General features: G+C 68.4%; 26 protein-coding genes and 1 other RNA gene. 17 read left to right on the top strand and 10 right to left on the bottom strand.

Annotated features, from left to right (window positions below):
* Nucleotides 1–45: 45 nt before the first annotated feature.
* Nucleotides 46–2,016 (top strand): TonB-dependent receptor plug domain-containing protein, encoded by a 1,971-nt coding sequence (locus N788_RS02345; RefSeq protein WP_084695838.1) that lies wholly within the window; start codon nt 46–48, stop codon nt 2,014–2,016.
* A gap of 25 nt (nt 2,017–2,041) precedes the next feature.
* On the opposite strand, the gene N788_RS02340 is transcribed toward N788_RS02345, so the two are convergent.
* From N788_RS02340 to N788_RS02325, 4 genes are read right to left on the bottom strand one after another with little or no spacing between them, the layout of a single operon-like run.
* Nucleotides 2,042–2,512 (bottom strand): SRPBCC family protein, encoded by a 471-nt coding sequence (locus N788_RS02340; protein WP_034220458.1) that lies wholly within the window; start codon nt 2,510–2,512, stop codon nt 2,042–2,044.
* Nucleotides 2,513–2,533: 21 nt separating this feature from the next.
* On the bottom strand, nt 2,534–3,055 hold the full coding sequence (locus N788_RS02335; protein WP_034220457.1) for an SRPBCC domain-containing protein: 522 nt from the start codon (nt 3,053–3,055) through the stop codon (nt 2,534–2,536).
* 3 nt (nt 3,056–3,058) lie between these two features.
* The gene (locus N788_RS02330; RefSeq protein ID WP_034220456.1) at nt 3,059–3,520 is read right to left on the bottom strand and encodes a VOC family protein; all 462 of its coding nucleotides are present in this window, start codon (nt 3,518–3,520) and stop codon (nt 3,059–3,061) included.
* A gap of 32 nt (nt 3,521–3,552) precedes the next feature.
* Nucleotides 3,553–3,921, bottom strand: a complete 369-nt coding sequence (locus tag N788_RS02325; RefSeq protein ID WP_034220454.1) for an ArsR/SmtB family transcription factor — start codon at nt 3,919–3,921, stop codon at nt 3,553–3,555.
* A gap of 253 nt (nt 3,922–4,174) precedes the next feature.
* On the opposite strand from N788_RS02325, the gene N788_RS02320 reads away from it, so the two are divergent.
* A complete protein-coding gene (locus N788_RS02320; protein WP_084695853.1) occupies nt 4,175–5,677 on the top strand; it encodes an FAD-binding oxidoreductase in 1,503 nt (500 codons plus the stop codon).
* Nucleotides 5,678–5,695: 18 nt separating this feature from the next.
* Here N788_RS02320 and N788_RS02315 read toward each other — a convergent pair whose 3' ends face one another.
* Together N788_RS02315 and N788_RS02310 are read right to left on the bottom strand one after the other, a co-directional pair.
* Nucleotides 5,696–6,985, bottom strand: a complete 1,290-nt coding sequence (locus N788_RS02315; protein WP_034220453.1) for an NAD(P)/FAD-dependent oxidoreductase — start codon at nt 6,983–6,985, stop codon at nt 5,696–5,698.
* 1 nt (nt 6,986) lies between these two features.
* The gene (locus N788_RS02310) at nt 6,987–8,354 is read right to left on the bottom strand and encodes a glutamine synthetase family protein (protein WP_034220451.1); all 1,368 of its coding nucleotides are present in this window, start codon (nt 8,352–8,354) and stop codon (nt 6,987–6,989) included.
* Nucleotides 8,355–8,488: 134 nt separating this feature from the next.
* Here N788_RS02310 and N788_RS02305 point away from each other — a divergent pair, with 134 nt between their 5' ends.
* From N788_RS02305 to msrB, 10 genes are all read left to right on the top strand, one after another.
* Nucleotides 8,489–9,259 carry a gamma-glutamyl-gamma-aminobutyrate hydrolase family protein gene (locus N788_RS02305; protein ID WP_034220449.1) on the top strand — a complete coding sequence of 257 codons (771 nt, stop codon included), beginning with the start codon at nt 8,489–8,491 and terminating at the stop codon, nt 9,257–9,259.
* A 5-nt stretch (nt 9,260–9,264) separates the two neighbouring features.
* Complete coding sequence (locus N788_RS02300) at nt 9,265–10,650, top strand: glutamine synthetase family protein (RefSeq protein WP_034220448.1); 1,386 nt, start codon at nt 9,265–9,267, stop codon at nt 10,648–10,650.
* Between the two features lie 14 nt (nt 10,651–10,664).
* Complete coding sequence (locus N788_RS02295) at nt 10,665–12,038, top strand: aspartate aminotransferase family protein (RefSeq protein WP_034220447.1); 1,374 nt, start codon at nt 10,665–10,667, stop codon at nt 12,036–12,038.
* Nucleotides 12,039–12,110: 72 nt separating this feature from the next.
* The gene (locus N788_RS02290) at nt 12,111–13,241 is read left to right on the top strand and encodes an extracellular solute-binding protein (protein WP_244444067.1); all 1,131 of its coding nucleotides are present in this window, start codon (nt 12,111–12,113) and stop codon (nt 13,239–13,241) included.
* 54 nt (nt 13,242–13,295) lie between these two features.
* Complete coding sequence (locus N788_RS02285) at nt 13,296–14,393, top strand: ABC transporter ATP-binding protein (RefSeq protein ID WP_051924286.1); 1,098 nt, start codon at nt 13,296–13,298, stop codon at nt 14,391–14,393.
* Nucleotides 14,394–14,398: 5 nt separating this feature from the next.
* Nucleotides 14,399–15,307, top strand: coding sequence for an ABC transporter permease subunit (locus tag N788_RS02280; RefSeq protein ID WP_034220711.1), 909 nt, complete (start codon nt 14,399–14,401; stop codon nt 15,305–15,307).
* A complete protein-coding gene (locus N788_RS02275; protein WP_034220444.1) occupies nt 15,304–16,146 on the top strand; it encodes an ABC transporter permease subunit in 843 nt (280 codons plus the stop codon). Before N788_RS02280 ends, N788_RS02275 begins: the two co-directional genes overlap by 4 nt.
* A 6-nt stretch (nt 16,147–16,152) precedes the next feature.
* Nucleotides 16,153–17,511, top strand: a complete 1,359-nt coding sequence (locus tag N788_RS02270; protein WP_034220443.1) for an NAD-dependent succinate-semialdehyde dehydrogenase — start codon at nt 16,153–16,155, stop codon at nt 17,509–17,511.
* Nucleotides 17,512–17,669: 158 nt separating this feature from the next.
* The gene (locus N788_RS02265; RefSeq protein WP_034220442.1) at nt 17,670–18,098 is read left to right on the top strand and encodes a hypothetical protein; all 429 of its coding nucleotides are present in this window, start codon (nt 17,670–17,672) and stop codon (nt 18,096–18,098) included.
* Nucleotides 18,082–18,549 carry a peptide-methionine (R)-S-oxide reductase MsrB gene (gene msrB / locus N788_RS02260; protein ID WP_051924260.1) on the top strand — a complete coding sequence of 156 codons (468 nt, stop codon included), beginning with the start codon at nt 18,082–18,084 and terminating at the stop codon, nt 18,547–18,549. The genes N788_RS02265 and msrB overlap by 17 nt, the downstream gene beginning before the upstream one ends.
* Before the next feature lie 51 nt (nt 18,550–18,600).
* Here the strand turns inward: msrB and ssrA are convergent.
* Nucleotides 18,601–18,953: a transfer-messenger RNA gene (gene ssrA, locus N788_RS14185) on the bottom strand.
* A 94-nt stretch (nt 18,954–19,047) separates the two neighbouring features.
* On the bottom strand, nt 19,048–19,554 hold the full coding sequence (gene smpB / locus N788_RS02255; protein WP_034220709.1) for an SsrA-binding protein SmpB: 507 nt from the start codon (nt 19,552–19,554) through the stop codon (nt 19,048–19,050).
* A 66-nt stretch (nt 19,555–19,620) separates the two neighbouring features.
* Here smpB and N788_RS02250 point away from each other — a divergent pair, with 66 nt between their 5' ends.
* Nucleotides 19,621–20,046 carry a type II toxin-antitoxin system RatA family toxin gene (locus N788_RS02250; RefSeq protein ID WP_034220440.1) on the top strand — a complete coding sequence of 142 codons (426 nt, stop codon included), beginning with the start codon at nt 19,621–19,623 and terminating at the stop codon, nt 20,044–20,046.
* Nucleotide 20,047: 1 nt separating this feature from the next.
* Nucleotides 20,048–20,332: an RnfH family protein gene (locus tag N788_RS02245; protein WP_034220438.1), complete on the top strand. Its 285-nt coding sequence runs from the start codon at nt 20,048–20,050 to the stop codon at nt 20,330–20,332.
* On the opposite strand, the gene N788_RS02240 is transcribed toward N788_RS02245, so the two are convergent.
* Nucleotides 20,329–20,727 (bottom strand): outer membrane protein assembly factor BamE, encoded by a 399-nt coding sequence (locus tag N788_RS02240; protein ID WP_051924259.1) that lies wholly within the window; start codon nt 20,725–20,727, stop codon nt 20,329–20,331. The genes N788_RS02245 and N788_RS02240 overlap by 4 nt on opposite strands.
* A 100-nt stretch (nt 20,728–20,827) precedes the next feature.
* Here N788_RS02240 and fur point away from each other — a divergent pair, with 100 nt between their 5' ends.
* Nucleotides 20,828–21,235 (top strand): ferric iron uptake transcriptional regulator, encoded by a 408-nt coding sequence (gene fur, locus N788_RS02235; RefSeq protein ID WP_034220437.1) that lies wholly within the window; start codon nt 20,828–20,830, stop codon nt 21,233–21,235.
* Nucleotides 21,236–21,238: 3 nt separating this feature from the next.
* On the opposite strand, the gene recN is transcribed toward fur, so the two are convergent.
* The gene (gene recN, locus N788_RS02230) at nt 21,239–22,912 is read right to left on the bottom strand and encodes a DNA repair protein RecN (RefSeq protein WP_034220435.1); all 1,674 of its coding nucleotides are present in this window, start codon (nt 22,910–22,912) and stop codon (nt 21,239–21,241) included.
* A gap of 145 nt (nt 22,913–23,057) precedes the next feature.
* Between recN and hrcA the strand changes: the two genes are divergently transcribed.
* The gene (gene hrcA / locus N788_RS02225; protein ID WP_034220434.1) at nt 23,058–24,104 is read left to right on the top strand and encodes a heat-inducible transcriptional repressor HrcA; all 1,047 of its coding nucleotides are present in this window, start codon (nt 23,058–23,060) and stop codon (nt 24,102–24,104) included.
* Nucleotides 24,105–24,149: 45 nt separating this feature from the next.
* Nucleotides 24,150–24,668, top strand: coding sequence for a nucleotide exchange factor GrpE (grpE, locus tag N788_RS02220; protein ID WP_034220433.1), 519 nt, complete (start codon nt 24,150–24,152; stop codon nt 24,666–24,668).
* Nucleotide 24,669: the final 1 nt, after the last annotated feature.

Genomic DNA, 24,669 nt, shown 5'->3' with positions numbered 1-24,669 from the left:
CACGCCTCTTCGCCATCCTGCGGCCTGGCTGCGCCCTCCGTTTCCATGACTTCGTCCCTCAACCCCCTTGCACTGGCCCTGGGCATCGCCCTTTTCGCCGGTTCCACCACCACGCGCGCGCATGAGCCGGCGACGACGCACGACGACCACGACGACGCGGTGGCGTTGGAAGCCGTCGTGGTGCAGTCCACCCGCTCGGGCCGTCGTGTCAGCGACGACCCCATCCGGGTGGACGTGGTCCCGAGGGAGGAAATCGAGGAAAAACTGCTGATGTCGCCGGGAAACGTGTCGATGCTGGTGGCTGAAACCGCAGGCGTTCGCGTACAGAACACATCGCCCGGGATGGGCGGGTCGAACATCCGCATCCAGGGCATGCGCGGCCGCTACACCCAGCTGCTGGCGGATGGGTTGCCGTTGTACGGCGGCCAGTCTTCGTCAATCGGCCTGCTGCAGATTCCACCCACCGACCTGGGCAGCGTGGAGATCATCAAGGGCAGTGCGTCGGCGCTATACGGCCCGGCGGCCCTGGGCGGCGTGGTGAACCTTGTTTCCCGTCGGCCGCGCGAAACCCGCGAGGCCGAGATGTTGTTCAACGCCACCAGCCGCGGAGGCCAGGACCTGACGGGGTATGCCGCCGGGCCACTCACCGGGCAATGGGGGCTGTCGGTGGTGGCCGGCCACCACCGGCAGGATCGCCAGGACCTGGACAGCGATGGCTGGGCCGACATGCCCGGCTATGAACGCTCCACCCTGCGCCCGCGCCTCTTCTGGGAAGCGGACACGGGCGCCCGCGCGCTGGTGACCGGCGGCAGCACGCGCGAAAGCCGTAGGGGCGGCACCTTGCCCGGCCGGCTCGCGCCCGATGGCCAGCCATTCGCGCTGGAACAGCACACCGATCGCCATGACGCGGGCGCCGTGGTCGAGATCCCGCTCCGGGAGACGGACCGTCTGCAGCTGCGTGCTTCGGCCATGTCGACCGACCATCGCCATCGTTACGGCGAATCCCTGGAACAGGACGCCCACTGGACGGGTTTCGCCGAAGCAACCTATGCCTCCGGCTTCGGCGACACGAGCTGGCTGGCCGGCGTGGCGGCGCAGCAGGACCGGTTCAGGTTGCGGCAGTTCCGGCAGTTCGATTACCGCCATACGGTGCCGGCGGTGTTCGTGCAGGCCGAGCAGGCGCTGGGTGGAGACCTGACGCTCTCCGGTAGCGCCCGCTGGGACGAGCACAGCGAGTACGGAGGGCACCTCAGTCCGCGCGTGTCGCTGCTTTTCCGGCCCGGCGACTGGACCCTGCGGGCGGCCATGGGCGGGGGCTTCTACGCACCCACGCCCTTCGTGGAGGAAATCGAGGCCGCCGGCCTGTCCCGTCTCGACCCCCTGCAAGGGCTGCAGGCGGAAACGGCGACGACCGGTTCGATCGACGTGGGTTATACCCGTGGCCCCTGGGAAACCAACGTGAGCCTGTTCGCGTCGAACATCAACGATGCGGTGCGACTGGTCGATTCGCTGTCCGCGCCAGGTGAACGCGTGCAGCTGATCAACGTGCGGGGTGTCACCCGCACCCGGGGCAGCGAGCTTCTGCTGCGCTACCGCTGGCGTGACACCACGGTGACCGGCAGCTACGTCTACACCGACGCCGACGAGCCGGGCGAAGGTGGCGGCCGCCGTGCAGTGTCCCTGACGCCCCGTCATTCCGCCGGCATCGTGGCGATGTGGGAACAGCATGGCCGCGGCCGCATCGGGCTCGAGGCGTATTACACGGGGACCCAGGCGCTGGACGACAACCCATGGCGCCGCCGCAGCCGTCCCTACGTCGAGTTGGGTGCGCTTGGCGAGATCGTGCTGGGCAACGTCAGCCTCTTCCTCAACCTGGAGAACATCCTCGACGTTCGCCAGAGCAAGCATGACCCGATGCTGCGCCAGCGCCGCACCAGCGATGGCCAGTGGACCGTGGATGCCTGGGCGCCCCTGGACGGGTTCGTGGTCAACGGCGGGGTGCGGTTGAAGTTCTAGCGCGGTCCCGGGCTCGGGCGTCGGCTCAGTGCCGGACCAGGGCCTCGAGCCGGTTGAAACAGCTGTTCCAGCCACCGCGGTGGTCGTCGCGCTCGAATTCGGATGCAAAACGCTGCTGGTGGAAGTGCATGCGGGTGCCGCCTTGCGTGTCGGAGAAGGTGACGGTGACCACGGAGTCCTGGTCGGGGCGGCGGGCCACGTCGTCCCAGACGTGGGTGAAGACGATGCGCTCGTTCGGCTCGATGGCCAGGAACTCACCCTGCATCCACCATTCGGTGCCACTTTCCCTGCCGCGCAGGCAGACGCGGTAGCTGCCGCCCACCCGAGGGTCGAAGCGCTGGAAGGGCAGGTCGCAGCCTTCCGGGCAGAACCAGCGCGGCAGCATGCTCGCGTCGGTCCAGGCCCGGAAGACCAGCGCGCGCGGGGCGCGGAAGTCGCGGACGATGATCAGTTCGTCCTGGCCCTCGCGGGCCGGTGGTGCGGCGGTGGCGCTCATCGGTTCGGCTCCCGGGACAGGTCAGGGGGTTCGCAGCGCGGCGTCGAGCTTCTCGAAGCTCTCACCCCAGCCTTCGTTCATGCCGGCCTTGACCAGGCCGTCGCGCAGGCGGTTGTTCGGGCAGGTGATTTCCATGCGCATGCGGGTGCGGCCATCACCCAGGTCTTCAAAGGTGGTCACGCTGGTGTTCACGATCGCCTCGCCGCGGGCCATCTCGTCGGCGGCGTGTTCCCTCAGCCACTCGGGAGGCATGCAGCTGCAGTCGTCGGTCATCACCAGGCGCCCGGGCGGCGTCACTTCGACGTACTGGCCGCGTACCGGGTAGGCGTTGCCCTCGCCGTCGCGCATCACGAAGTGGTAGCGGCCGCCGGCCTGGACCTGGTTTTCGACGATCTCGGTGTTGAAGCCATGCGGGCCCCACCAGCGCGCGAGGGCGCCGGCATCGGTGAAGGCCTGGAACACCAGCTCGCGCGGCGCCTGGAAATCACGGGTGAGGATGACCTGGCGCTCGGCCAGGTCGGCCTGCAGGGTGGTGCGCGCCATGGCTCAGGCCTCCCGGTCGCAGTTGACCATCCAGGGCGTGCCGAACCGGTCCACGCCCATGCCGAAACGCCGGGCCCAGAAGGTTTCGCCCATGGCCATCTGCACCTTGCCGCCGCCTTCCATCAGGCCGGCGAACAGGCGTTCGGCTTCGGCTTCGTCGGTGACCTGGATCGAAACGGTGAAGTTGGCGCCGGGCTCGGACATGCCGGGCGGGCAGTCGCTGCCCATCAGGATCATGTCGCCCAGGCGCAGGGCGGTGTTCATCACCTTGTCCTCGAAGCCAGGCGGCAGCGCGGGATTACAGCCCTCCGGCGAGGATGTCGACGCCTCGCCCGGCTCCGGCGGCGCGTCACCGTAGCGGAAGATGCCGGTGTTCTTGGCGCCCAGCACCTTGGCGTAATGGGCGAAGGCTTCTTCGCAGTTGCCCTGGAAGTTGAGGTAGGGGTGGATCGCGGTGATGGCCATCGGGGGCTCCTGTCGGGTAATCGATGGATGGGTCAGCGGGGTTTGCGCGGCTTGGGCTTGGACTTGCTCGCCGGGCCAGCCCCGGCCTGCAGTTCGGCCAGGTAGGCGTCGAGGCGGTCGAAGCGGGCTTCCCAAAGCTGGCGATAGGGTTCGAGCCAGTCGGTCGCGTCCTTCAGCGGGCCGGCATCGAGGCGGCACGGGCGCCACTGCGCCTCGCGCCCGCGGCTGACCAGGCCGGCACGCTCGAGCACCTTGAGGTGCTTGGACACGGCCGGCTGGCTCATGGCGAACGGTTCCGCCAGTGCGGTGACCGAACACTCGCCCTCGGTCAGCCGCGCCAGGATGGCGCGCCGGGTCGGGTCGGCGAGGGCGGCGAAGGTGGCGCTGAGTCGGTCGGCCATGGGTCAGCCTGAAGATAACCAAGTGGTTATATAACTTCCCGGAACGATCCGCGTCAAGCAAACCCGGACCGGCCGGGAGCCGCGCCCGAGTGCGTTCCACTCCAGGACAGCGACCGGGCTGGCTCTGCAGGGAGTCCAGGGGGCTTGGGCTTCGGCGATCGGCACGAGGTCGTGCGCGTGGTGCCGCAAGGGCACGTCATGAAGTCACGGGACCTGCCCCGTCGGGCCGTCCCGCCACGAAAGGGGAGAGGTCATGCAAAGACGCCGATTCATGCAAACCGCGCTCGGTGCAGCCGCCGTTGCCGCGCTGCCCACTTCCGCCGCCCTCGCGCAAGCCGTGCAAACGCTGTCCAGGGTGGATGGCGCCGTCGAAGCCATCGGCCTGGACGGGCGCAAGCTGACGCTGGAACACGCGGCACTGGAGGAATTGCGCGACAGCTTGCAGGGGCGTCTGCTGCTCCCGGGCCACGAGGGCTATGACGCCGCTCGAAGGGTGGTCAACGCCGGCATCGACAAGTACCCGGCGCTGGTGGTGCAGCCCACCGGGGCCTCCGACGTCATGCGCGCGGTGGAATTTGCCCGGCAGCGGGACCTGCTGCTGGCCGTGAAATGCGGTGGCCACAGCTACGGCGGCAAGTCCACCTGCGACGGCGGCCTGCAGATCGACCTGTCGACGCTGCGTGGCACCCACGTGGATGCCCGCACGCGCCGCGCCCATGTCGCCGGTGGCAGCCTGCTGGCCTCGCTCGACCACGAGGCCATGGCGCAGGGCCTGGTCACCACCGCCGGTACGGTGTCGCACACGGGCGTGGGTGGCCTGACCCTGGGCGGTGGCTTTGGCCGCCTGGCGCGGCGTTTCGGCCTGGCGCTGGACAACGTGACGGCGGTCGACATCGTCACCGCAGACGGCAAGCTGGTGCACGCAAACGCCGAGGAGCACCCGGACCTCTACTGGGGCGTGCGCGGCGGTGGCGGCAATTTCGGCGTGGTGACCCGCTTCGAGTTCCAGCTCCATCCGATGAAGCGAACGGTGGTCGGCGGCGACCTGCTCTTCCCGCTGTCCCAGCTCCGCGACATCGCGCGGTTCTATGCCGACTATTCACGGCAGGCGCCGGACGAGCTGTACCTCGACATGATGGCCAACTCGCCCATCGGCAAGCCGGACGGCATCGTCGGCATGCACGTGTGTTACTCCGGCCCCGAGGAGAAGGCGGAAGCCGTGCTCGCGCCGCTGTACAAGGCCGGCAAGCCGATCCGGGACGGCATCGAACGGCGTGACTACGTCGCCATCCAGCAGATCCACGACAACTCCGACCCGCGCAACCACGCGCAGTACCTGAAGTCGGGTTTCATCAATGAGCTTCCTGACGCGCTGGTGGACCTGATCGCGGACAACTTCGACGGCTTCGTCGAACGCGGCACCATGCTGGCGTTCCAGCATGCCGGCGGCGCGATCAGCCGGGTGCCGGCCGACGCCACCGCGTTCGCACAGCGCAAGGCCATCGCCAACATGCTGTTCTTCGTGCGCTGGCCGCTGGCGGAGTCGCCCGAGCAGCACGTGGCCTACATTCGGGAGGAGTGGAAGCCTTTCGAGCGGTTCACCGACGGCTGGTACGCCAACGAGGTCACCAACGAATCCGCCCGCGTGGTCGGTGGCAATTACCAGGGCAATTACGAGCGGCTGGTGCAGGTGAAGAACCGCTACGACCCGGGCAACCTGTTCCGCCTCAACGCCAACGTGCAGCCCACGGCCTGACCGGGGCGCGCGACGCGCTCACCACAGCGCGTCGCGCAGCTTGTACCAGGCCATCGCCGCCACCAGCAGCGGCGTGCGCAGGGTCCGGCCGCCAGGGAACGGCCGGTGCGGAATGCGGGCAAAGGCGTCCAGGCGCCCGGCCTGGCCGCGGATGGCTTCGGCGATGACCTGTCCGGCCAGGCCGGTGGCGGCGACGCCGTGGCCGCTGAAGCCCTGGGCGAAATAGACGTTGTCGCCCAGCCGACCCCAGTGCGGGGCGCGGTTGAGGCTGATGTCGATCAGCCCGCCCCAGACCTGCTCGAAGCCAACGTCGCCCAGCTGCGGGAAGACTCGCCGCATGCGCCGGGTCATCACCCCGGCCAGTCCCGGCGGCGGCAAGGTGGAATAGCTGGCACGGCCCCCAAACAGCAGCCGGTGGTCGCGGCTGAGCCGGAAGTAGTCCAGGGCCCAGTTGGTGTCCGCCACCGCCATGTCGTTGCGGATCAGCGCACGTGCGCGTTCCGGACCCAGCGGCGCGGTGGCGCCGATATAGGTGCCGACCGGCATCACCCGCGCGTCGAGCTCGGGTGTTATGCCATGCACCAGTGCGTTGCCGGCCAGCACCGCGAAGTCGGCCTGCACTTCGCCGGTGGCCGTGCGCATCAGCGGGCGGCCGCCACGTTCCAGCTTGGTGACCGGCGAGTGCTCGAAGATGCGCACGCCGGCGCCGGTGGCGGCGCGCGCCAGGCCCAGGGTGTAGTTGAGCGGATGCAGGTGGCCCGAACACGGATCGTAGAGCGCGCCGATGTAGCGCGGGCTCGACACCACCGCCTGCACCTGGTCACGTTCCCACCACTGCAGCGGGTACCCGTAGTTGTCCGCCAGGTCGGCCTGCCAGGCCTTGAGCTCGCCGAGGTGGCGGGGCTTGATCGCCACGTGGGCGTGGCCGTCGCGCCAGTGCGCGTCGATGCGGTGCTCGAGTATCCGGCGGCGGACCAGGTCGACGGCGTCCACCGACCACTGGAACAACTGCCGGGAAGCCTCCATGCCCAGCAGGGCGGCGATCTTCGCCTGGTCGCAGCCATAACCGAAGATCACCTGGCCGCCGTTGCGCCCGCTGGCGCCCCAGCCGACGCGGCGGCCTTCGAGCACCACGACATCCAGGCCGGCCTGGGCCAGTTCGATCGCCGTCGAAAGCCCGGTCAGGCCGGCGCCGAGGATGACGACATCGGCGCGGGTGCGTTCTTCCAGCCGCGGGTGGGCGGGCGAGGGCGTGGCGCCCTGCGCGTACCAGGAGTCGGCGTGCGCCGAAGGCTCGCGCAGGCTCATGTCAGACCTGGCGCAGGTACCAGTCCACTTCCAGCGTGGTCACTTCGCGATGGAAGCTGCGCAGCTCCTTGAGCTTCTGCTGGCCGTAGATGTGCCGGAATTGCTCGCCGAAGTGGCTGGCGACGAACTCGCTGGCCAGGAAGTCGCGCAGGGTGTCGCGCCAGAACAGTTCGCGGTGCTCGCCCTGTTCGTAGGCGTTGCCCACCGTCGGCGGGCCCGGGTCGCCCTTGTCGCGCAGTCCCTGCAGGATGCCCGCCAGCACCGCCGCGGTGACCAGGTAGGGATTGGCGTCGGCGCCGGCGATGCGATGCTCGATGCGCAGGTTGGCCGGGTCGCTGTGCGGCACCCGCATGGCGACCGTGCGGTTGTTGAAACCCCAGGCGTCGTTGAGCGGCACGAAGGCATTGAGCACGAAGCGCCGGTAGCTGTTGGCGTGCGGCGCGAACATCAGCATGCAGTCGCGGCTGGCGCGCTGCAGGCCGGCGACGGCGTGGCGCAGGGCATCGGCCGGCGCCTCGGGCGTGCAGGCGAAGAGGTTGCGACCCTCCCGGTCCAGCAGGCTCACGTGCACGTGCGCGCCGCTGCCGGCCTGGTCGGCGAAGGGCTTGGCCATGAAGCTGGCCATCAGGCCCCGCCGGGCGGCGACGGCCTTGATGACGCGCTTGAGCATCAGCGCGTCGTCGCAGGCCTGCAGGGCGTCGGCGCGGTGCTTGAGGTTGATCTCGAACTGCCCCGGCGCGTATTCGGCCACGGCGGTATCGGCCGGGATGCCCTGGGCCCGGCAGGCCGCGCTGACCTCGTCGGTGAAGGCGCGGTAATCGTCCAGGTCCTGGATGTAATAGACCTGCGTGCTCTGGTTGCGTTCGCCGGTGGCCGGGTTGCGGGCCACCTGCGGGCGGCCCTGGGCGTCGAGCGCGGCGTCGAGCAGGTAGAACTCCAGTTCCACCGCCACCACGGGCGTCAGGCCCAGGTCGCGGAAGCCGTCGAGCACCCGGCGCAGCACTTCGCGCGGATTGGCGGCGAACAGGCCGCCCTGGCCGTCCTCCATCTGCAGCAACAGCTGGGCGGAAGGCCGTGGCTGCCAGGGGACCGGGCGCAGGCTGCCGGGCACGGGCCGGCAAAGCCGGTCCTCGTCGCCGATGTCGTAGCCCAGGCCGGTTTCTTCGACGGTGTTGCCGGTGATGTCGGTGGCGATCAGCGACATCGGCAGGCACACGCCGTCGCGGTAGACCTTTTCCAGGGCGTCGCGGGTGATGCGCTTGCCGCGCAGCAGGCCGTTCATGTCCGGCAGCAGCAAATCCACCTGCTCGCAGTCCTGCAGCTGGGCCAGGGTGGCGGCGTCTTCGGAGGGCAGGGCAAGCTGGTTCATGAACGGGCATCCGCGGGGGTCGCGGGAGTTTATCACCGGGGGCCCGGCTGTAAAGAATAATCATCACTTTGGCGAATGCGTTGATAAAATCAAACGCCGGGCGTAATGTCTGGCTTCCCCTCGCCGAGGCCTTTATGCGTTCGAGTCCGCTGGTCGGCCTGCCTTCCGATCGCAAGCAGATCGGGCCCCACCCCTTCCATGCGGTGGGCGAAAAGTACCTCCGGGCGGTGGTGGACGGCGCCGGCTGCCTGCCGGTCCTGCTGCCGTCGCTGTCGCCGCCGCTGGACCTGGGCGACCTGCTCGATGAACTCGACGGGCTGGTGCTGACCGGCGCGCACAGCAATATCGAACCGCACCACTACAGCCGTGAAGCGAGCTTCCCGGGCAACGAACACGATCCCGCCCGCGACCTCAACACGCTCTCCCTGGTGCCCCGGGCCATCGAACGTGGCCTGCCCGTGCTCGCCATCTGCCGCGGCATGCAGGAAGTCAACGTGGCACTGGGCGGCAGCCTGCACCAGAAGGTGCACGACCTGATCGGTTACGCCGACCACCGCGAGAATCCCGACGAACCCCTGGGCGTGCGCTACGCGCCCGCGCATCCGGTGGCCCTCGCGCCGGGTGGCTGGCTCGAGCGCATCGCGGGCTCGTCCGAGGCCATGGTCAACTCGCTGCACGGCCAGGGTATCCGCGAGCTGGCCCCGGGCCTGGTGGTCGAGGCGACGGCACCGGACGGCCTGGTGGAAGCGGCCCGCCTGGACCGCGGCGTGTCCGGGCAGCCCGACCCCTTCCTGCTGGCCGTGCAGTGGCACCCGGAGTGGCGGGTCACCGAGAATCCCTTCTACCTGGGTATCTTCCAGGCGTTCGCGGCAGCCTGCCGCCAACGTGCACAGCAAAGGCGCTAAGGCCCATGGCCCGGAAAAAAACCAGTCCCAAGGACGAACAGGCCCAGCAGGAGAGTGCGATCAAGCGCTGGCTCAAGGAGCGCCGGATCACCGAAGTCGAATGCCTGGTGCCCGACATCACCGGCAACGCCCGCGGCAAGATCATCCCGGCCGCGAAGTTCTCGCACGACTACGGCACGCGCCTGCCCGAGGGCATCTTCGCGACCACGGTCACCGGCGATTACCCGGACGAATACGACGACCTGGTCAGCGCCTCGGACTCGGACATGGTGCTGCGCCCGGATCCCGAAACCATCCGCATGGTGCCCTGGGCCACCGATCCCACGGCCCAGGTCATCCACGACTGCTTCACCAAGGACGGCCGCCCGCACGAACTGGCGCCACGCAGCGTGCTTCGCCGGGTGCTCGAGCTTTACGAAGGCATCGGCCTGGAGCCGGTGATCGCGCCGGAGCTGGAGTTCTACCTGGTCCAGCGCAATACCGACCCGGATTTCCCGCTGCTGCCGCCGGCCGGTCGCAGCGGTCGCCCGGAAACGGCGCGCCAGTCGTATTCGATCGACGCGGTCAACGAATTCGACCCCATCCTCGACCTGATGTACGACTACTGCGAGGCCATGGAGCTCGATGTCGACACCCTGGTGCACGAATCCGGCGCCGCCCAGCTGGAAGTGAACTTCGTGCATGCCGATCCGCTGTCGCGGGCCGACCAGGTGTTCCTGTTCAAGCGCACCATGCGCGAGGCGGCGATGCGCCACGGCGTGTACGCCACCTTCCTGGCCAAGCCGATGGAGAACGAGCCCGGCAGCTCGATGCACATCCACCAGAGCCTGCGCGATCCGAAAACCGGCAAGAACGCCTTCGCCGGCGGCAAGTCGCGGCAGCAGAGCGCATTGTTCATGCATTACCTGGCCGGCCTGCAGAAGTACGTCCCGGCGGCCATGCCGTTTTTTGGTCCCAACGTGAATTCCTACCGCCGCCTGGCCTTCGGCGAGGTCTCGCCCAAGAACGTGCAGTGGGGCTACGACAACCGCACTTGCGGCCTGCGCGTGCCCCACGACGACCAGGAAAACACCCGCGTCGAGAGCCGCTTCGCCGGTTCCGACGTCAACCCCTACCTGGCCCTGGCGGCGACGCTGGCCTGCGGCTACCTGGGCATCAAGGAAAAACTGCAGCCGACCGAACCCCTGGTCGGCAGCGCCCACGACAAGGGCTACGACCTGCCGCGTTCGCTGGAGGAAGCCATCGCGGCGCTGCGGGCCTGCAAGCCCCTGCGTGACCTGTTGGGCGAGCGTTTCGTGCGCGCCTACACCGCCGTCAAGGACAAGGAACACCAAACCTACCTGCGCGTGATCAGCAGCTGGGAACGCGAGTTCCTGCTGCTCAACGTCTGACCCAAGGATCCACCATGCCCGGAATCGACACCGCCACCCTGCAGCGCCTGGACGCCGCCCACCACCTGCATCCGTTCAACGACAATGCGGCCCTGGCCAAGCGCGGCACCCGCATCCTCACCCGGGGCGAGGGCTGCTACGTCTGGGACGCCGAGGGCAACAAGCTGCTCGATGCCTTCGCCGGCCTGTGGTGCGTGAACGTCGGCTATGGCCGCAAGGAACTGGGCGAGGCGGCCTCGCGCCAGATGACCGAACTGGCCTACTACAACAGTTTCTTCCAGTGCACGACCGAGCCGACCGTACGGCTGTCGGCCAAGCTGGCCGAACTGTGCCCGCACGACCTCAACCACGCCTTCTTCACCAATTCCGGCTCCGAGGCCAACGACACCATCCTGCGCCTGGTCCGGCATTTCTGGGCCGTGCAGGACCAGCCGCAGAAGAACATCTTCATCGGCCGCCACGACGGCTACCACGGCTCCACCGTCGCCGGCGCCAGCCTGGGTGGCATGAAGGGCATGCACAAGCAGGGCGGCCTGCCGATCCCGGACATCGTGCACATCGACCCGCCGTACTGGTTCGGCGACGGCGGCGACATGGACGAAGACGAATACGGCCGGCACTGCGCCAAGCGCCTGGAGGACAAGATCCTCGCGCTCGGGCCCGAACGCGTCGCCGCCTTCATCGGCGAGCCGGTGATGGGCGCCATCGGCGTATACATCCCGCCGCGCAACTACTGGCAGGAAGTCGAGCGCATCTGCCGCAAATACGACGTGCTGCTGGTGGCCGACGAGGTCATCTGCGGCTTCGGCCGCACCGGCGAGTGGTTCGCCAGCCAGACCTTCGGCTTCCGGCCCGACGTCATGACCCTGGCCAAGGGCATCACCTCGGGCTACATCCCGCTGGGCGCGGTGATGTTCAACGACCGGGTGGCGAACGTGCTGTCGAGCCGCGGCGGTGAACTGGCCCATGGTTACACCTACTCGGGCCATCCGGTCTGCGCGGCGGTGGCCCTGGAAAACATCCGCATCCTCGAGGAAGAACACATCGTCGATCGCTGCCGGACCGACATCGGGCCCTACCTGGGCGAGCGCTGGAAGGCCCTGGCCGAGCACCCGCTGGTCGGCGAGGCGCGTTTCGTCGGCATGGTCGGGGCACTGGAGCTGGTGCCGTCCAAGTCTTCGCGCGCCTATTTCCCGGACCGGGGCAGGGTGGGGCAGCTGTGCCGCGACTTCGCCCTGGCCGAAGGCCTGATCCTGCGCGCCACCAACGACGCCATGCTGCTGTCGCCGCCGCTGGTGATCAGCCGGGACCAGGTCGACGAGCTGGCCGGGAAGACCTGGCGTGCCCTGGACCTGACCGCCCGCGAATTGGGCATGGCGACCGGCTAGCCAGTGGTTATGATGCACCCGCAGTCCAACCGCTTCATTCACCCCGAGGGGAGTGTGCCGATGAACGCCAGGATGTCTGCTCTTTTTACCGCCCTTGCCGCGGCCCTGCTGGCCGGCTGCGGGGGTGATCCGCCGGCCGGTGCCGACGGCAGCGCCGCCAACGCGGCGCCCGGCGCCGAAAAGGTGCTCAACGTCTACAACTGGTCGGACTACATCGGCGAAGACACCATCGCCGGCTTCCAGGAAGAGACCGGCATCCGGGTCACCTACGACGTCTTCGATTCCAACGAAGTGCTCGAGGCCAAGCTCATGGCCGGCAACACGGGCTATGACATCGTCGTGCCGTCGCTGACCTTCCTGTCGCGGCAGGTCCAGGCTGGCGTGTTCCAGGAACTCGACAAGTCACGATTGAGCAACTACGGCAACCTCGACCCTGCCTTCATGGCCCTGCTGGCGACCAACGACCCGGGCAACCTGCACTCTCTGCCCTACCTGTGGGGGACCACCGGCATCGGCTACAACGTCGAGAAGGTCAGGGAAGCCCTGGGCGAAGACGCGCCCGTCGACAGCTGGGCCCTGGTGTTCGAACCGGAGAACCTGGCCAAGCTCAAGGGCTGCGGCGTGGCGATCCTCGACACCCCGTCCGAGATCATCCCGCCGGTGCTGCTCTACCTCGGCGAGCAACCCAACAGCTTCGACGAGGCGGTGATCCAGAAAGGCGTCGACCGCCTGAAGGAACTGCGTCCGCACATCACCTACTTCCACAGCTCGCAGTTCATCAACGACCTGGCCAACGGCGACATCTGCGTGGCGGTGGGCTGGTCGGGGGACATCATCCAGGCCCAGGCCAGGGCCGAAGAGGCCGGCAAGGGCGTCGACGTCGCCTATTCGATCCCCAAGGAAGGCGCGCCGATGTGGTTCGACATGCTGGCGATCCCGAAGGACGCCAGGAACGTCGACAACGCCTACCTGTTCCTGGACTACCTGTTGCGCCCGGACGTGATGGCGGGCATCCAGAACTACGTCATGTACGCCAGCGCCAACCAGGCGGCGCTGCCGATGGTCGATGACGCGGTGCTTGACGACCCGGGCATCTACCCGGACGAAGACACCAAGGCCAAGCTGTTCACCCTGGCGGTGCTGCCGCCGGAAGTGGACCGCCTGTTCAACCGGCACTGGACCACCCTCAAGACGGGGCAATAAGCCACGATGGCGACGACGGCGAGCGGCGCCCTGGCGGGCGCCCCCAAGAACGACATGCTGGGGGCCGAGGGCTACCTGCGCATCGAGACGGTGCGCAAGGAGTTCGATGGTTTCGTCGCGGTGGACGACGTCAGCCTGTCGATCCGGCAGGGGGAGATCTTCGCGCTGCTCGGGGCCTCGGGCTGTGGCAAGTCGACCCTGCTGCGCTGCCTGGCTGGTTTCGAGAAGCCGACCCGCGGTCGCATCGTGCTCGACGGCCAGGACATCACGGGGCTGCCGCCGTACGAGCGGCCGATCAACATGATGTTCCAGTCCTACGCGCTGTTCCCGCACATGAGCGTCGAGCAGAACGTGGCGTTCGGCCTGCGCCAGGACGGCCTGGCCAAGGCCGATGTCACGCGCAAGGTCGCCGAGATGCTGGCCCTGGTGCAGATGGAGAAGTTCGCCCGGCGCAAGCCGCACCAGCTTTCGGGTGGTCAGCAGCAGCGCGTGGCGCTGGCGCGGTCGCTGGCCAAGGGCCCGAAGCTGCTGCTGCTCGACGAACCGATGGGCGCGCTGGACAAGAAGCTGCGCTCGCAGATGCAGCTCGAGCTGGTGAACATCGTCGAGCGCCTGGGCGTGACCTGCGTGATGGTCACCCACGACCAGGAAGAGGCGATGACTATGGCGCATCGCATCGCGGTGATGGACGCCGGCTGGATCCGCCAGGTCGGCAGTCCCGACGAAATCTACGAGCAGCCCAGCTGCCGGTTCACCGCGGAGTTCATCGGTTCGGTCAACCTGATCGACGGCCGCATCGTCGAAGACGAGAACGACTACGTCACCATCGCCAGCCCGGCCCTGGAGCACATGGCCTACGTCGGCCACGGCGTCACCGGCTTCGAGGGACAGGAAGTCGCCCTGGCGATCCGGCCCGAGAAAATCCAGGTCGACAAGGACGAGCCGGCGCAGGCCCACAACAAGGTGCGCGGCATCATCGAGGACATCGCCTACTTCGGCAGCCACTCGGTCTTCCACGTGCGCCTGCCGGGTGGCACCAAGCTGTTGGCGAACATGATCAACAGCCAGCGCTGGGCCAGCGAGAAGTTCACCTGGAACGACTCGGTGTGGCTGAGCTGGGACGACCAGGCCGGGGTGGTGCTGACCACGTGAAGAACCTGCCGCGCTCGATCCGCAAGCGCCTGCCGGGACCACGCTGGCTGGTGATCGCGGTGCCCTACCTGTGGATGCTGCTGTTCTTCGCGGTGCCGTTCGCGATCGCGCTCAAGATCAGCTTCGCCAGCGCCGCCATCGCGATGCCGCCCTACACCGACCTGGTGTCGTGGGCCGGCGACAAGCTCGAAGTCAGCATCAACACCGCCAACTACCTGTACCTGGTGCGTGACAGCCTGTACGTGAAGGCCTACCTGAGCTCGCTCGAGATCGCCGTGGTGTCCACGTTCCTGTGCCTGCTCATCGGCTATCCGATCGCCTACGGCATCTCGCGCATGGATCCGGCCACCCGCAACGTGGCGCTGATGCTGGTCATCCTGCCGAGCTGGACCTCCTTCCTGATCCGCATCTACGCCTGGGTCGGCATCCTCAAGAACAATGGCCTGCTCAACAACGCGTTGATGGGGATGGGGCTGATCGACGAGCCGCTGGCCATCCTGCATACGCCCGTGGCCGTGTACATCGGCATCGTCTACGCCTACCTGCCGTTCATGGTGCTGCCGCTCTACGCCAACCTGGTCAAGCACGACCACCGGCTCATCGAAGCCGCCAACGACCTGGGCGCGCCGCCCTGGAAGTCCTTCCTGTCGATCACGCTGCCGCTGTCGAAGGCCGGCATCATCGCCGGGTCGATGCTGGTGCTGATTCCGGTGGTGGGCGAGTTCGTGATCCCGGAAATGCTCGGCGGTCCCGATACGCTGATGATCGGCCGGGTGCTCTGGCAGGAGTTCTTCAACAACCGCGACTGGCCGGTGGCCTCGGCGGTGGCGATCGTGATGCTGGTGCTGCTGATCGTGCCCATCACCATCTTCCACCGCTACCAGTCCCGGGAAATGGAGTCGCGGCTGTCATGAACGGGCGCGGCAACTCCGGTTTCACCAAGGCCATGCTGGTGCTGGGCTTCGTATTCCTCTACGCGCCGATCCTGAGCCTGATGGTGTACTCGTTCAACGAGTCGCGGCTGGTGACGGTGTGGTCGGGCTTCTCGGTGAAGTGGTACGGCGAACTGTTCCGCGACCAGCAGATGATGGACGCGGCCTGGGTCAGCATCCAGGTGGCGTTCTGGACCGCCTGCGCATCGGTGGTGCTGGGCACCATGGCGGCGATGGTGATGACCCGGTTTCGCCAGTTCCCGGGCAAGACCCTGTTCGGCGGCCTGATCACGGCGCCGCTGGTGATGCCCGAGGTGATCACCGGCCTGTCGATCCTGCTGCTGTTCGTGTCCATCGGGCCGGTCATCGGCATCGGCGGCCAGCGCGGCATGCTGACGATCTGGATCGCCCACGTCACCTTCTGCATGGCCTTCGTCACCGTCGTCATCAGCTCCCGGCTGGGCGAACTGGACCGGTCACTGGAAGAAGCGGCCATGGACCTGGGCGCGAACCGGCTCAAGGTGTTTTTCGTCATCACGCTGCCGATCATTGCGCCGGCGCTCATCTCCGGCTGGCTGCTTGCGTTTACCCTGAGTCTGGACGACTTGGTGATCGCCAGCTTCGTCACGGGTCCTTCATCGACAACCTTGCCGATGAAGGTGTTCTCCTCGGTGCGGCTTGGGGTCAGCCCCAAGATCAACGCCCTGGCCACGCTGATGATCGCCGCGGTGTCCGCGGCGGCCGTCATCGGCTGGTGGGTGATGCACCGCGAGGAAAGGAAACGCCAGCGCGATGCGCAGCTGGCGCTGCAGAAGGGTTGAAAAAAAATGAGCCAAGCCAATCGTGATCCCTGGACCGGGGAGGTCCGTCCGTTTCCCAAGATGGACGACGCCGCCATCGAGTCCCGGCTTGCCGCCGCCGAGGCGGCATTCCCGGCGTGGTCGGGCCGGGAGATCAACGAACGTGCCGTACTGCTGCGGCGGGTGGCCGCCGGCCTGCGCAGCGCCAAACGCGACCTGGCCCTGACCATGACCGCGGAAATGGGCAAGCTGCATCGCGAGGCGATCGTGGAAGTCGAGAAGTCGGCCGACGCCTGCGAGTACTACGCCCAGCACGCGGCCGGCTACCTGGCCGACCAGCCCATCGCCACCGAGGCCAGCCTCAGCTACGTGCGCTACGCGCCGCTGGGCTGCGTGTTCGCGATCATGCCGTGGAACTTCCCGGTCTGGCAGGTCTTCCGCTTCCTGGCGCCGGGCCTGATGGCCGGCAACGTCGCCCTGCTCAAGCACGCCACCAACGTGCCCAGCTGCGCCGACGCCATCGCCGAGGTTCTGGCTGCGGCGGGCATTCCCGAAGGCGTCTTCGGCGTCCTGCACATCGACAACGACCAGGCCGCGGACGTCATCGCCGACCCCCGGGTCAAGGCGGTCACCCTGACCGGCAGCGAGCGGGCGGGGCGCTCCGTGGCGGGCACCGCTGGCAAGCACCTCAAGAAGTGCGTGCTCGAACTGGGTGGCAGCGATCCCTTCGTGGTGCTCGACGATGCCGAGCTGGACGCAACGGTGAAGATCGCCGTGCGTTCGCGCTTCGGCAACGCCGGCCAGACCTGCATCGCCGCCAAGCGTTTCATCGTCACGCCCGGCATCGCCGACCGCTTCGTCCAGGCCTTCGCCGACGCCGCCTCGAAGCTGATCGTGGGTGACCCCAATGACGATGCCAGCACCCTGGCGCCGATGGCCCGGGCCGACCTGCGGGACGAACTGCACCGGCAGGTGCAGGACAGCGTCGCCAAGGGGGCCCGCGTGCTGCTGGGCGGGCAGCCGGGGCAGGGCGAAACGCAATACCCGGCAACGATCCTCGATGGCGTGCAGCCGGGCATGCCGGCCTGGGACGAGGAACTGTTCGGGCCGGTCGCATCGGTCCTGCGCGTCGCCGACGAAGCCGAAGCCATCCGCGTCGCCAACGCGACCCGCTTCGGGCTCGGTGCCAGCGTCTGGACCACCGACACCGCGCGCGGCGAGCGCGTGGCCCGGCAGATCGATGCCGGCGCCTGTTTCGTCAATTCGCTGGTGAAGTCCGACGTACGGCTGCCCTTCGGTGGCACCAAGGCCTCAGGTTTCGGCCGGGAGCTGGCCGAGCACGGCATGCACGAGTTCACCAACATCCAGACCATTTATGTCCAGTGAGGCCCGCGGGTCCCTGGCAGGGGGTCGCAGGCGCGATAAAAAAAGCTAGACTCGGCCCGTTGGCGTGGTCCGAAGGGGGCGGCCTGCCTGATAACAGGAGGTGACGCTTGGATACGAAACACTCGCGGCGTTTGGCCGCGCGAGGATGCATCCTGGCCATGGCAATCGCCCTGGCTGGCCCATCGTGGGCGCAGGACCGGCCCGACCGCGACCAGGTCGAGTCGCAACTGGCCCAGGCCGCCGCGGCCGTCGATGCGGCGAGCCTGGAAGTGAAAGCGCGCCAGGCCCAGCTCGAAGCGGCGCAGGAAAGCCTGGCGCGCGCCGAGCGCGCCCGTGGCCAGGCCGCGGAGCGGCTGGCCCGCGCCGAGGCCCAGGCCGCCAAGGGCCGGGTCACCCGGCGACAGGTCGACCAGGACCGGGAGGCGGCGAATCGCGCGGGCGAGGCGGTGCGCCGGGCCCGCGAGGAAATCGAAGGCCTGGAGTCGGCGATGAACGAAGGCCAGGCAACGCTGTTGGCGGCCAAGTCGGCGGTCGACGCAGCCAGCGCCAGCGTGGCCCGGTACCTGGGCGATGAGCCCGGTGCCTGAGTCCGTGCACGATTGGTCGCTGGTCATCGCGCGGGTGGGCGCGGGCAACCCGCCGCCCGCGCGTCGGGTCGGGAAAACCCAGGCGCAGTGGCGAGAGCTGCTGGCCCCGGAGGTTTTCCAGGTGACGCGACTGGCCGGCACCGAACGGCCCTTCAGTTCGCAGATGTGCGGCCTGTTCGAACCCGGACGCTACGGTTGCGCCTGTTGCGGCGAAGCCCTGTTCGACGCCGGCACCAAGTTCGAGTCCGGCTCCGGCTGGCCTTCGTTCACCGCGCCGCTTGCCGACAACGTCGTTGCCTACAAGGGCGACCACAGCCATGGCATGCAGCGGGTCGAAATCCTTTGCAACACCTGCGACGCCCATCTGGGCCACGTCTTCCCGGACGGCCCGCCGCCGACCGGCCTGCGCTACTGCACCAACGCGCTGTCGCTGCAGAAGCTGCCGGACTGAAACCGACCCATGAACGACAACGCCGCCCGGGTGGGCGGCGTTGGCGTGGTTTGGTGGAGGTGGGGGGAGTTGAACCCCCGTCCGAGAGCACTCAATCTCTGGCACTACATGCTTAGCTCGCTGTTGATTCTCGTCCGGTGGCAACACAGCGTGCGAAGCACACCACCGTCCACACCCGCTATGTAGACACCCGGTTGGCGGGTCGCCGCCGGGCGCTGATCCGTGATAATGACCCTACATCCACGAGCACGGACACAAGTGGGTTCGGGGCTTACGCCTTAAGCGGCGAGAGCGTAGTTGTCGTCGTTGGCAACTAAAGTTTTGCAGCTGGATTATCGAGGAAAGCTACCCCCTCGGCATGCGCCAGTCGACCTTGCAACCCCCGTCGAAGCCAGGACACCCCCGGAAACGCGGAAAGCTTTGGATCAACCGACACGGTGAGTATGGGGGTCCGGGCTGGGGACCACAAGGACCGGTGGTAGGTCCTTCAGGGCTGGTTTACGCGTTCTTGTTGTGGCTGCGCAGGGTGCGCTGCTTGTCGCGCTGCCAATCGCGGTCCTTGCTCGCCTGGCGTTTGTCGTGGCTCTGCTTGCCCTTGGCCAGGGCCAGTTCCAGCTTCACCTTGTTGCCCTTCCAGTACACGGCGGTGGGGATCAGGGTGTAGCCGTCGCGTTCGACCTTGCCGACCAGCTTGTCGATCTCGTGCCGGTGCAGCAGCAGCTTGCGGGTGCGACGGTCGTCGGCCACCACGTGGGTCGAGGCCTGGCTGAGCGGGGTGATCTGGGAACCGAACAGGAAAATCTCGCCGCGTTTGACCACGGCGTAGGCGTCGCCCATGTTCATGCGGCCGGCACGGATGGACTTGAGCTCCCAGCCCTGCAGGGCGATGCCCGCCTCGAAGCGGGATTCGAGGTGGAATTCGTGCCGGGCGCTGCGGTTGAGGGCGATGGTCTTGTGGCCGTCAGAGCCGGTTCCGGTATTCTTGGCGTTGTTTTTCTTCGACATGTCCTTTCCTTGGCGGTCATTGTCGCCCATCGCGGGCCGGCTGGGGGAGGGCGCGGCAAGGAGCCCATGACAAGCATCCACAGGCACGCCCTGGTGCGGCACTCGGCCCGGCGCATGTACGACCTGGTCAACGACGTCGGGTCCTACGCGGCGCGGTTCACGTGGTGCGAGGGCTCGGAGGTCTTCGAGGCCTCGGAGTCCCACATGCTGGCGCGGCTGGACCTGCGCGTGGCCGGCATGCGCACCAGCTTCACCACCCGGAACCGGCTCGAACCCCCGACCCGCATCGACCTGGAGCTGGAGGAAGGGCCGTTCCGCCGTTTCAGCGGCCACTGGCATTTCCACAGCCTGGCCGAGGACGCCTGCAAGGTCAGCCTGACGCTCGACTTCGACGTCGCCGGCAAGGTCCTGGGCACGGCAATGGCCGTGGGGTTCCAGGGCCTGGCCGACCGCATGGTCGACGATTTCTGCCGCGAAGCCGACCGGGCCTGACATGGCCGGCGCGCCGCTGCGGATCGAAGTGGTCTGCGCGCGCCCCGGTCGCGCCTGGCGGCTGACGCTGGCGCTACCCGCCGGCGCGACGGTCGCAGATGCCCTGGCTGCCGCCGACCTGCCCACGAAGGTGCCCGGTCTGGTGGTGCAGGAGGATTGCCTGGCGATCCACGGCCGGACGGCGGCACCCGGTGATGCCCTGCGCGACGGCGACCGCGTCGAGGTGCTGCGGCCGCTGCTGGTGGATCCGATGCAGGCCCGGCGGCGCCGGGCCAGGGACGCTTAGCCGCCGCTGGGCGGACGGCGCGGCTTGTCCTTGTCGCGGGCGAGGTTGCCGAAACGGCGCATTTCAGCGGCCAGTTCGGTGTCGGCCTCGGGGAAATACTCGCCTTCCCAGCGCGCCAGCGAATCGCCTTCGAACCACAGCGTGAGGTTCTTGATCTCGGTGTCGCCGGTGCGGCGACGTTCGGTGGCGACGTAGTCCCAGCGCGACTGGTGGAAGGGGTCGGACACCGGTGGCGAACCGAGCAGGCTGAACACCTGCGCGCGGCTCAGGCCGACCTGGAGTTGTTCGACGTTCCTGGTCTCGAGCAGGTTGCCCTGGAACACGGGCTGGCGATAGATGATGCCGCAGCCGGCGATCAGGAAAGTGGCGAGCAGGAGCGTGAAGGCCTTGCGCATTGCGTGGGGTATCCGGGACTGTCCGGGGCCGATGATACACTACGGTCCGCAGCCGCCAGCCCTGGCCACGGCACATGACGGAAGGCATTCAGGAGACGACATGGAATCCCAGGACCTGCGAAAGGCCGGACTGAAGGTCACGCATCCGCGCATGCGGATCCTCGAGGTGCTCGAGACCACCAGCCCGCGCCATCTGACCGCCGAGGACATCTACCGCCAGCTGCTCGGCAGCGGCGACGACATCGGCCTGGCGACGGTCTATCGGGTGCTCACCCAGTTCGAATCGGCCGGCCTGGTGCTCAAGCACAATTTCGAAGGCGGCCAGGCCGTCTACGAACTCGACCGCGGCCAGCACCACGACCACATGGTCGACGTCGACACCGGCAAGGTGATCGAGTTCACCAGCCCGGAAATCGAACGCCTCCAGCACGACATCGCCGCCAAGCACGGCTACGACATCGAGGACCACTCGCTGGTCCTGTACGTGCGCGCCCGCAAGAAGAAATAAGGCTTATTTGCCGCTGGCCCGGGAAAGCAGCTGACGGGCGTTGGCGCGTACTTCCTTGGTGATCTCGACACCGCCGAGCATGCGGGCGAGCTCCTCGACCCGGGCCTTGTCGTCCAGCGCCTGGACCTGGCTGTGGGTGGTGTCGGCCTCGACCGCCTTGCTGACCCGGTAGTGGTGGTGGCCCTGGGCCGCGACCTGGGGCAGGTGGGTGACGCACAGCACCTGGCGCTCGGCGCCCAGGGCCCGCAACTTCTGGCCGACCACCTCGGCCACGGCGCCGCCGATGCCGGTGTCGACCTCGTCGAAGACCATCGTCGGCACGGCGTCCAGACCCAGGGCGGCCACCTCGATCGCCAGGCTGATACGCGCCAGTTCGCCGCCGGAGGCGACCTTGCGCAGGGCGCGCGGCGGCTGGCCGGGATTGGCGGAGACCAGGAATTCACAGCGTTCGGCGCCCTGCGGCGCCGGCCGGGTCGTGTCGAGCGGCTCCAGGGCGACGGTGAAAACGCCGCCCGACATGCCCAGCTCGTCCATCAGCGCGGCCACGGCCTCGCCCAGCCGCCGGGCGGCGCCGGCCCGGGCCTGGCCCAGGCGGGTGGCGGCCTCGTTGTATTCGCGCGCGGCGACGTCGCGTTCGCGGCCCAGGCGGGCGGCGCGCTCGCCGGCGCCGGCCAGGCCGTCGAGTTCCTCCTGCAGCTGGTCGCGCCGGGCGGCCAGGTCCTCCAGCGGCACGCGATGTTTGCGGGCCAGGTCGTGCAGGCGGGCGAGGCGGTCTTCGAGCGTGCGCAGCCGGTCGGGGTCGAGGTCGAAGTCGTCGTGCAGGCGTTCGATGCCGGCCGCGGCCTCGTCGAGCTGGATACCGGCCGATTCCAGCAGGGACAGCACCTCGGCCAGGCGCGGCTCGTCGCCGGCCAGGCGGGCGAGTTCGTTTTGGGTCTGGTGCAGCAGGCGCTGCAGGGACAGGCCCTCGTCGCCGGCGAGCCGGGCCAGCGCCGTTTCGCAGCCCTGGATCAGGCCGGCCGCATTGGCCTGGCGGCGGTGCGCGGCGGCGAGTTCTTCCAGGGACTCGGCATCCAGCGACTCGGCGGCCAGTTCCTGGACCTGGTGTTCGAGCCAGGCCAGGCGCTCGCCGACGTCGCCGGCGCGGGCCAGGTCGGCCAGCTCGCGGTCGAGCCCGGCCCAGCGCCGGGCCGCATCGCGCACCGCGTCGAGCAACGGGCCGTGCTGTCCGAAGGCATCGAGCAGGGCCAGCTGCTGGCCGCGGTCGAGCAGGGCCTGGTGTTCGTGCTGGCCATGGATTTCCACCAGCAGGCCGCCCAGGGCCGAAAGCTGCCCCAGGGTCGCCGGGCGGCCGTTGATCCACGCCCGCGAGCCGCCGTCGGCCCGGATGACCCGGCGCAGCTGGCAGGCTCCGTCGTCGTCGAGTTCGTTCTCGCGCAGCCAATGCAGCGCCGCCGGGGCATCACCGAGGTCGAATTCGGCGGCCAGTTCGGCCCGTTCGGCGCCATGGCGGACGATGCCGGCGTCGGCACGGGCGCCGGTGAGCCACATCAGCGCATCCACCAGCAGTGACTTGCCGGCGCCCGTTTCGCCCGAAACCACGGTCATGCCGGGCCCGAAGGCCAGTTCGGCGCGGCTGACGACGGCGAAATCCTGGAGCGTGAGGTGGCTGAGCATGGTGGCGGCGATTTTGCCTGAAAGACCGAGTTTCGGCTGCCCCTGTCTCACGGACCAAGACGCTGGCCGCCCCGGACCGGGTAGGGGTTCGTCCCGGACGGGCCTGCGCCTTGCGCCAGGGGCCCGGCGGCCTTATCTATGGCGCATGGACCTCGAACTCGACCCGCGCGCCCGCCGCCTGCTGCGCACCCTGATCGCCCAGCACATCCGCGACGGCGAACCCGTGGGCTCGCGCACGCTGGCCAAGCGCTCGGGCCTGGACGTGAGCCCGGCCACCATCCGCAACATCATGGCCGACCTCGAGGAAATCGGCCTGGTCTCGGCGCCGCACACCTCGGCCGGGCGCGTGCCGACCTCCCAGGGCTACCGGGTCTTCGTCGACAGCCTGCTGCCGATCAAGCCGCTGCACGACACCGAAATGCAGCAGCTGCGGTCCCTGCTGCCGGCCGGCGGCGGCACCCAGGCCCTGTTGTCCAACACCAGCGAACTGCTGTCGGCGATGAGCCAGTTCGTCGGCGTGGTCACCGTTCCCCAGCGCAGCCAGTTCGCCTTCCGGCACATCGATTTCGTGCCGCTGGACGGGCAGCGCATCCTGGTGATCCTGGTCTTCACCGACAACGAGGTGCAGAACCGCATCATCAGCCCCCGGCGGACCTATACGCCGGCCGAGCTCGAGCAGACCGCCAATTACCTCAACGCCCACTTCGCCGGCCAGCCGCTGGCGGAGATCAGGACGCGCTTGCTGCGCGACCTGCGTGCCACCCGCAGCGAGATGGAGCGGCTGCTGTCGGCCGCCGTCGAGCTCTCCGAACAGGCCCTGGGCGGAGGCACCTTGCCCGAGGACATGCTGTTGGCCGGCCAGACCCGGCTGATGGGCGTGCAGGACCTGTCCGACATGGACCGGCTGCGCGAGCTGTTCGAGGCCTTTTCCCGCAAGCGCGAGATCCTCCAGCTGCTCGAGGGCACGCTCAAGGCCCAGGGCGTGCGGGTGTTCATCGGCGAGGAGACCGGCCTGGCGCCGCTCGACGCCTGCACCGTGGTCACCGCGCCCTACCACGCCCAGGGCAAGGTCCTGGGCGTGCTCGGCGTCATCGGGCCCACGCGCATGGCCTACGAGCGGGTCATTCCCATGGTCCAGGCCACCGCCGACCTGCTCGGTGCCGCCTTGAATCCCGAACCGCCGACCCCATAGGGGTAGGCGACGCCCGCAGGACGCGGGTCAAGCCATTGGACCGCCATGCAAAACCAGAACCCGAACCCGGACGCCCAGGCGCCCGAAGACGCCCCCGATTTGGACACCGACAGCCTGGCCAACGAGCTCGAGCAGCTCCGCGGCGCCCTGGGTGACCTGCGCGAAGAGGCCCTGCGCGAGCGCGCCGAGCTGGAAAACCAGCGCAAGCGCCTGGCCCGGGACGTCGACCAGGCCCGCCGCTTCGCCAACGAGAAACTGCTCTCGCAGCTGCTGCCGGTGCTCGACAGCCTCGAGGCCGGCCTCAAGGCCGCCGGCGACGCCACCGGCCCGCTCAAGGACGGCCTGGAGCTGACCCTGCGCCAGCTGCTCAAGGTGGGCGAGGACAACGGCCTGGCGCAGATCAATCCCGAGGGCGAGGCCTTCGACCCCGAGTGGCACCAGGCGATCAGCCAGCTCGAGTCCCCGGGCGCCGAGCCCGGCAGCGTGCTGCAGGTCTTCCAGAAGGGCTACGCGCTGAACGAACGCCTGCTGCGGCCGGCCCTGGTCGTCGTCGCCGCCGGCTGAG

The sequence above is a fragment of the Arenimonas donghaensis DSM 18148 = HO3-R19 genome (assembly GCF_000743535.1).
GTDB classification, from domain to species: Bacteria; Pseudomonadota; Gammaproteobacteria; order Xanthomonadales; family Xanthomonadaceae; genus Arenimonas; species Arenimonas donghaensis.
The sequence above is the reverse complement of the archived record's forward strand: the minus strand, read 5'-3'. Positions and strand labels throughout refer to the sequence as shown.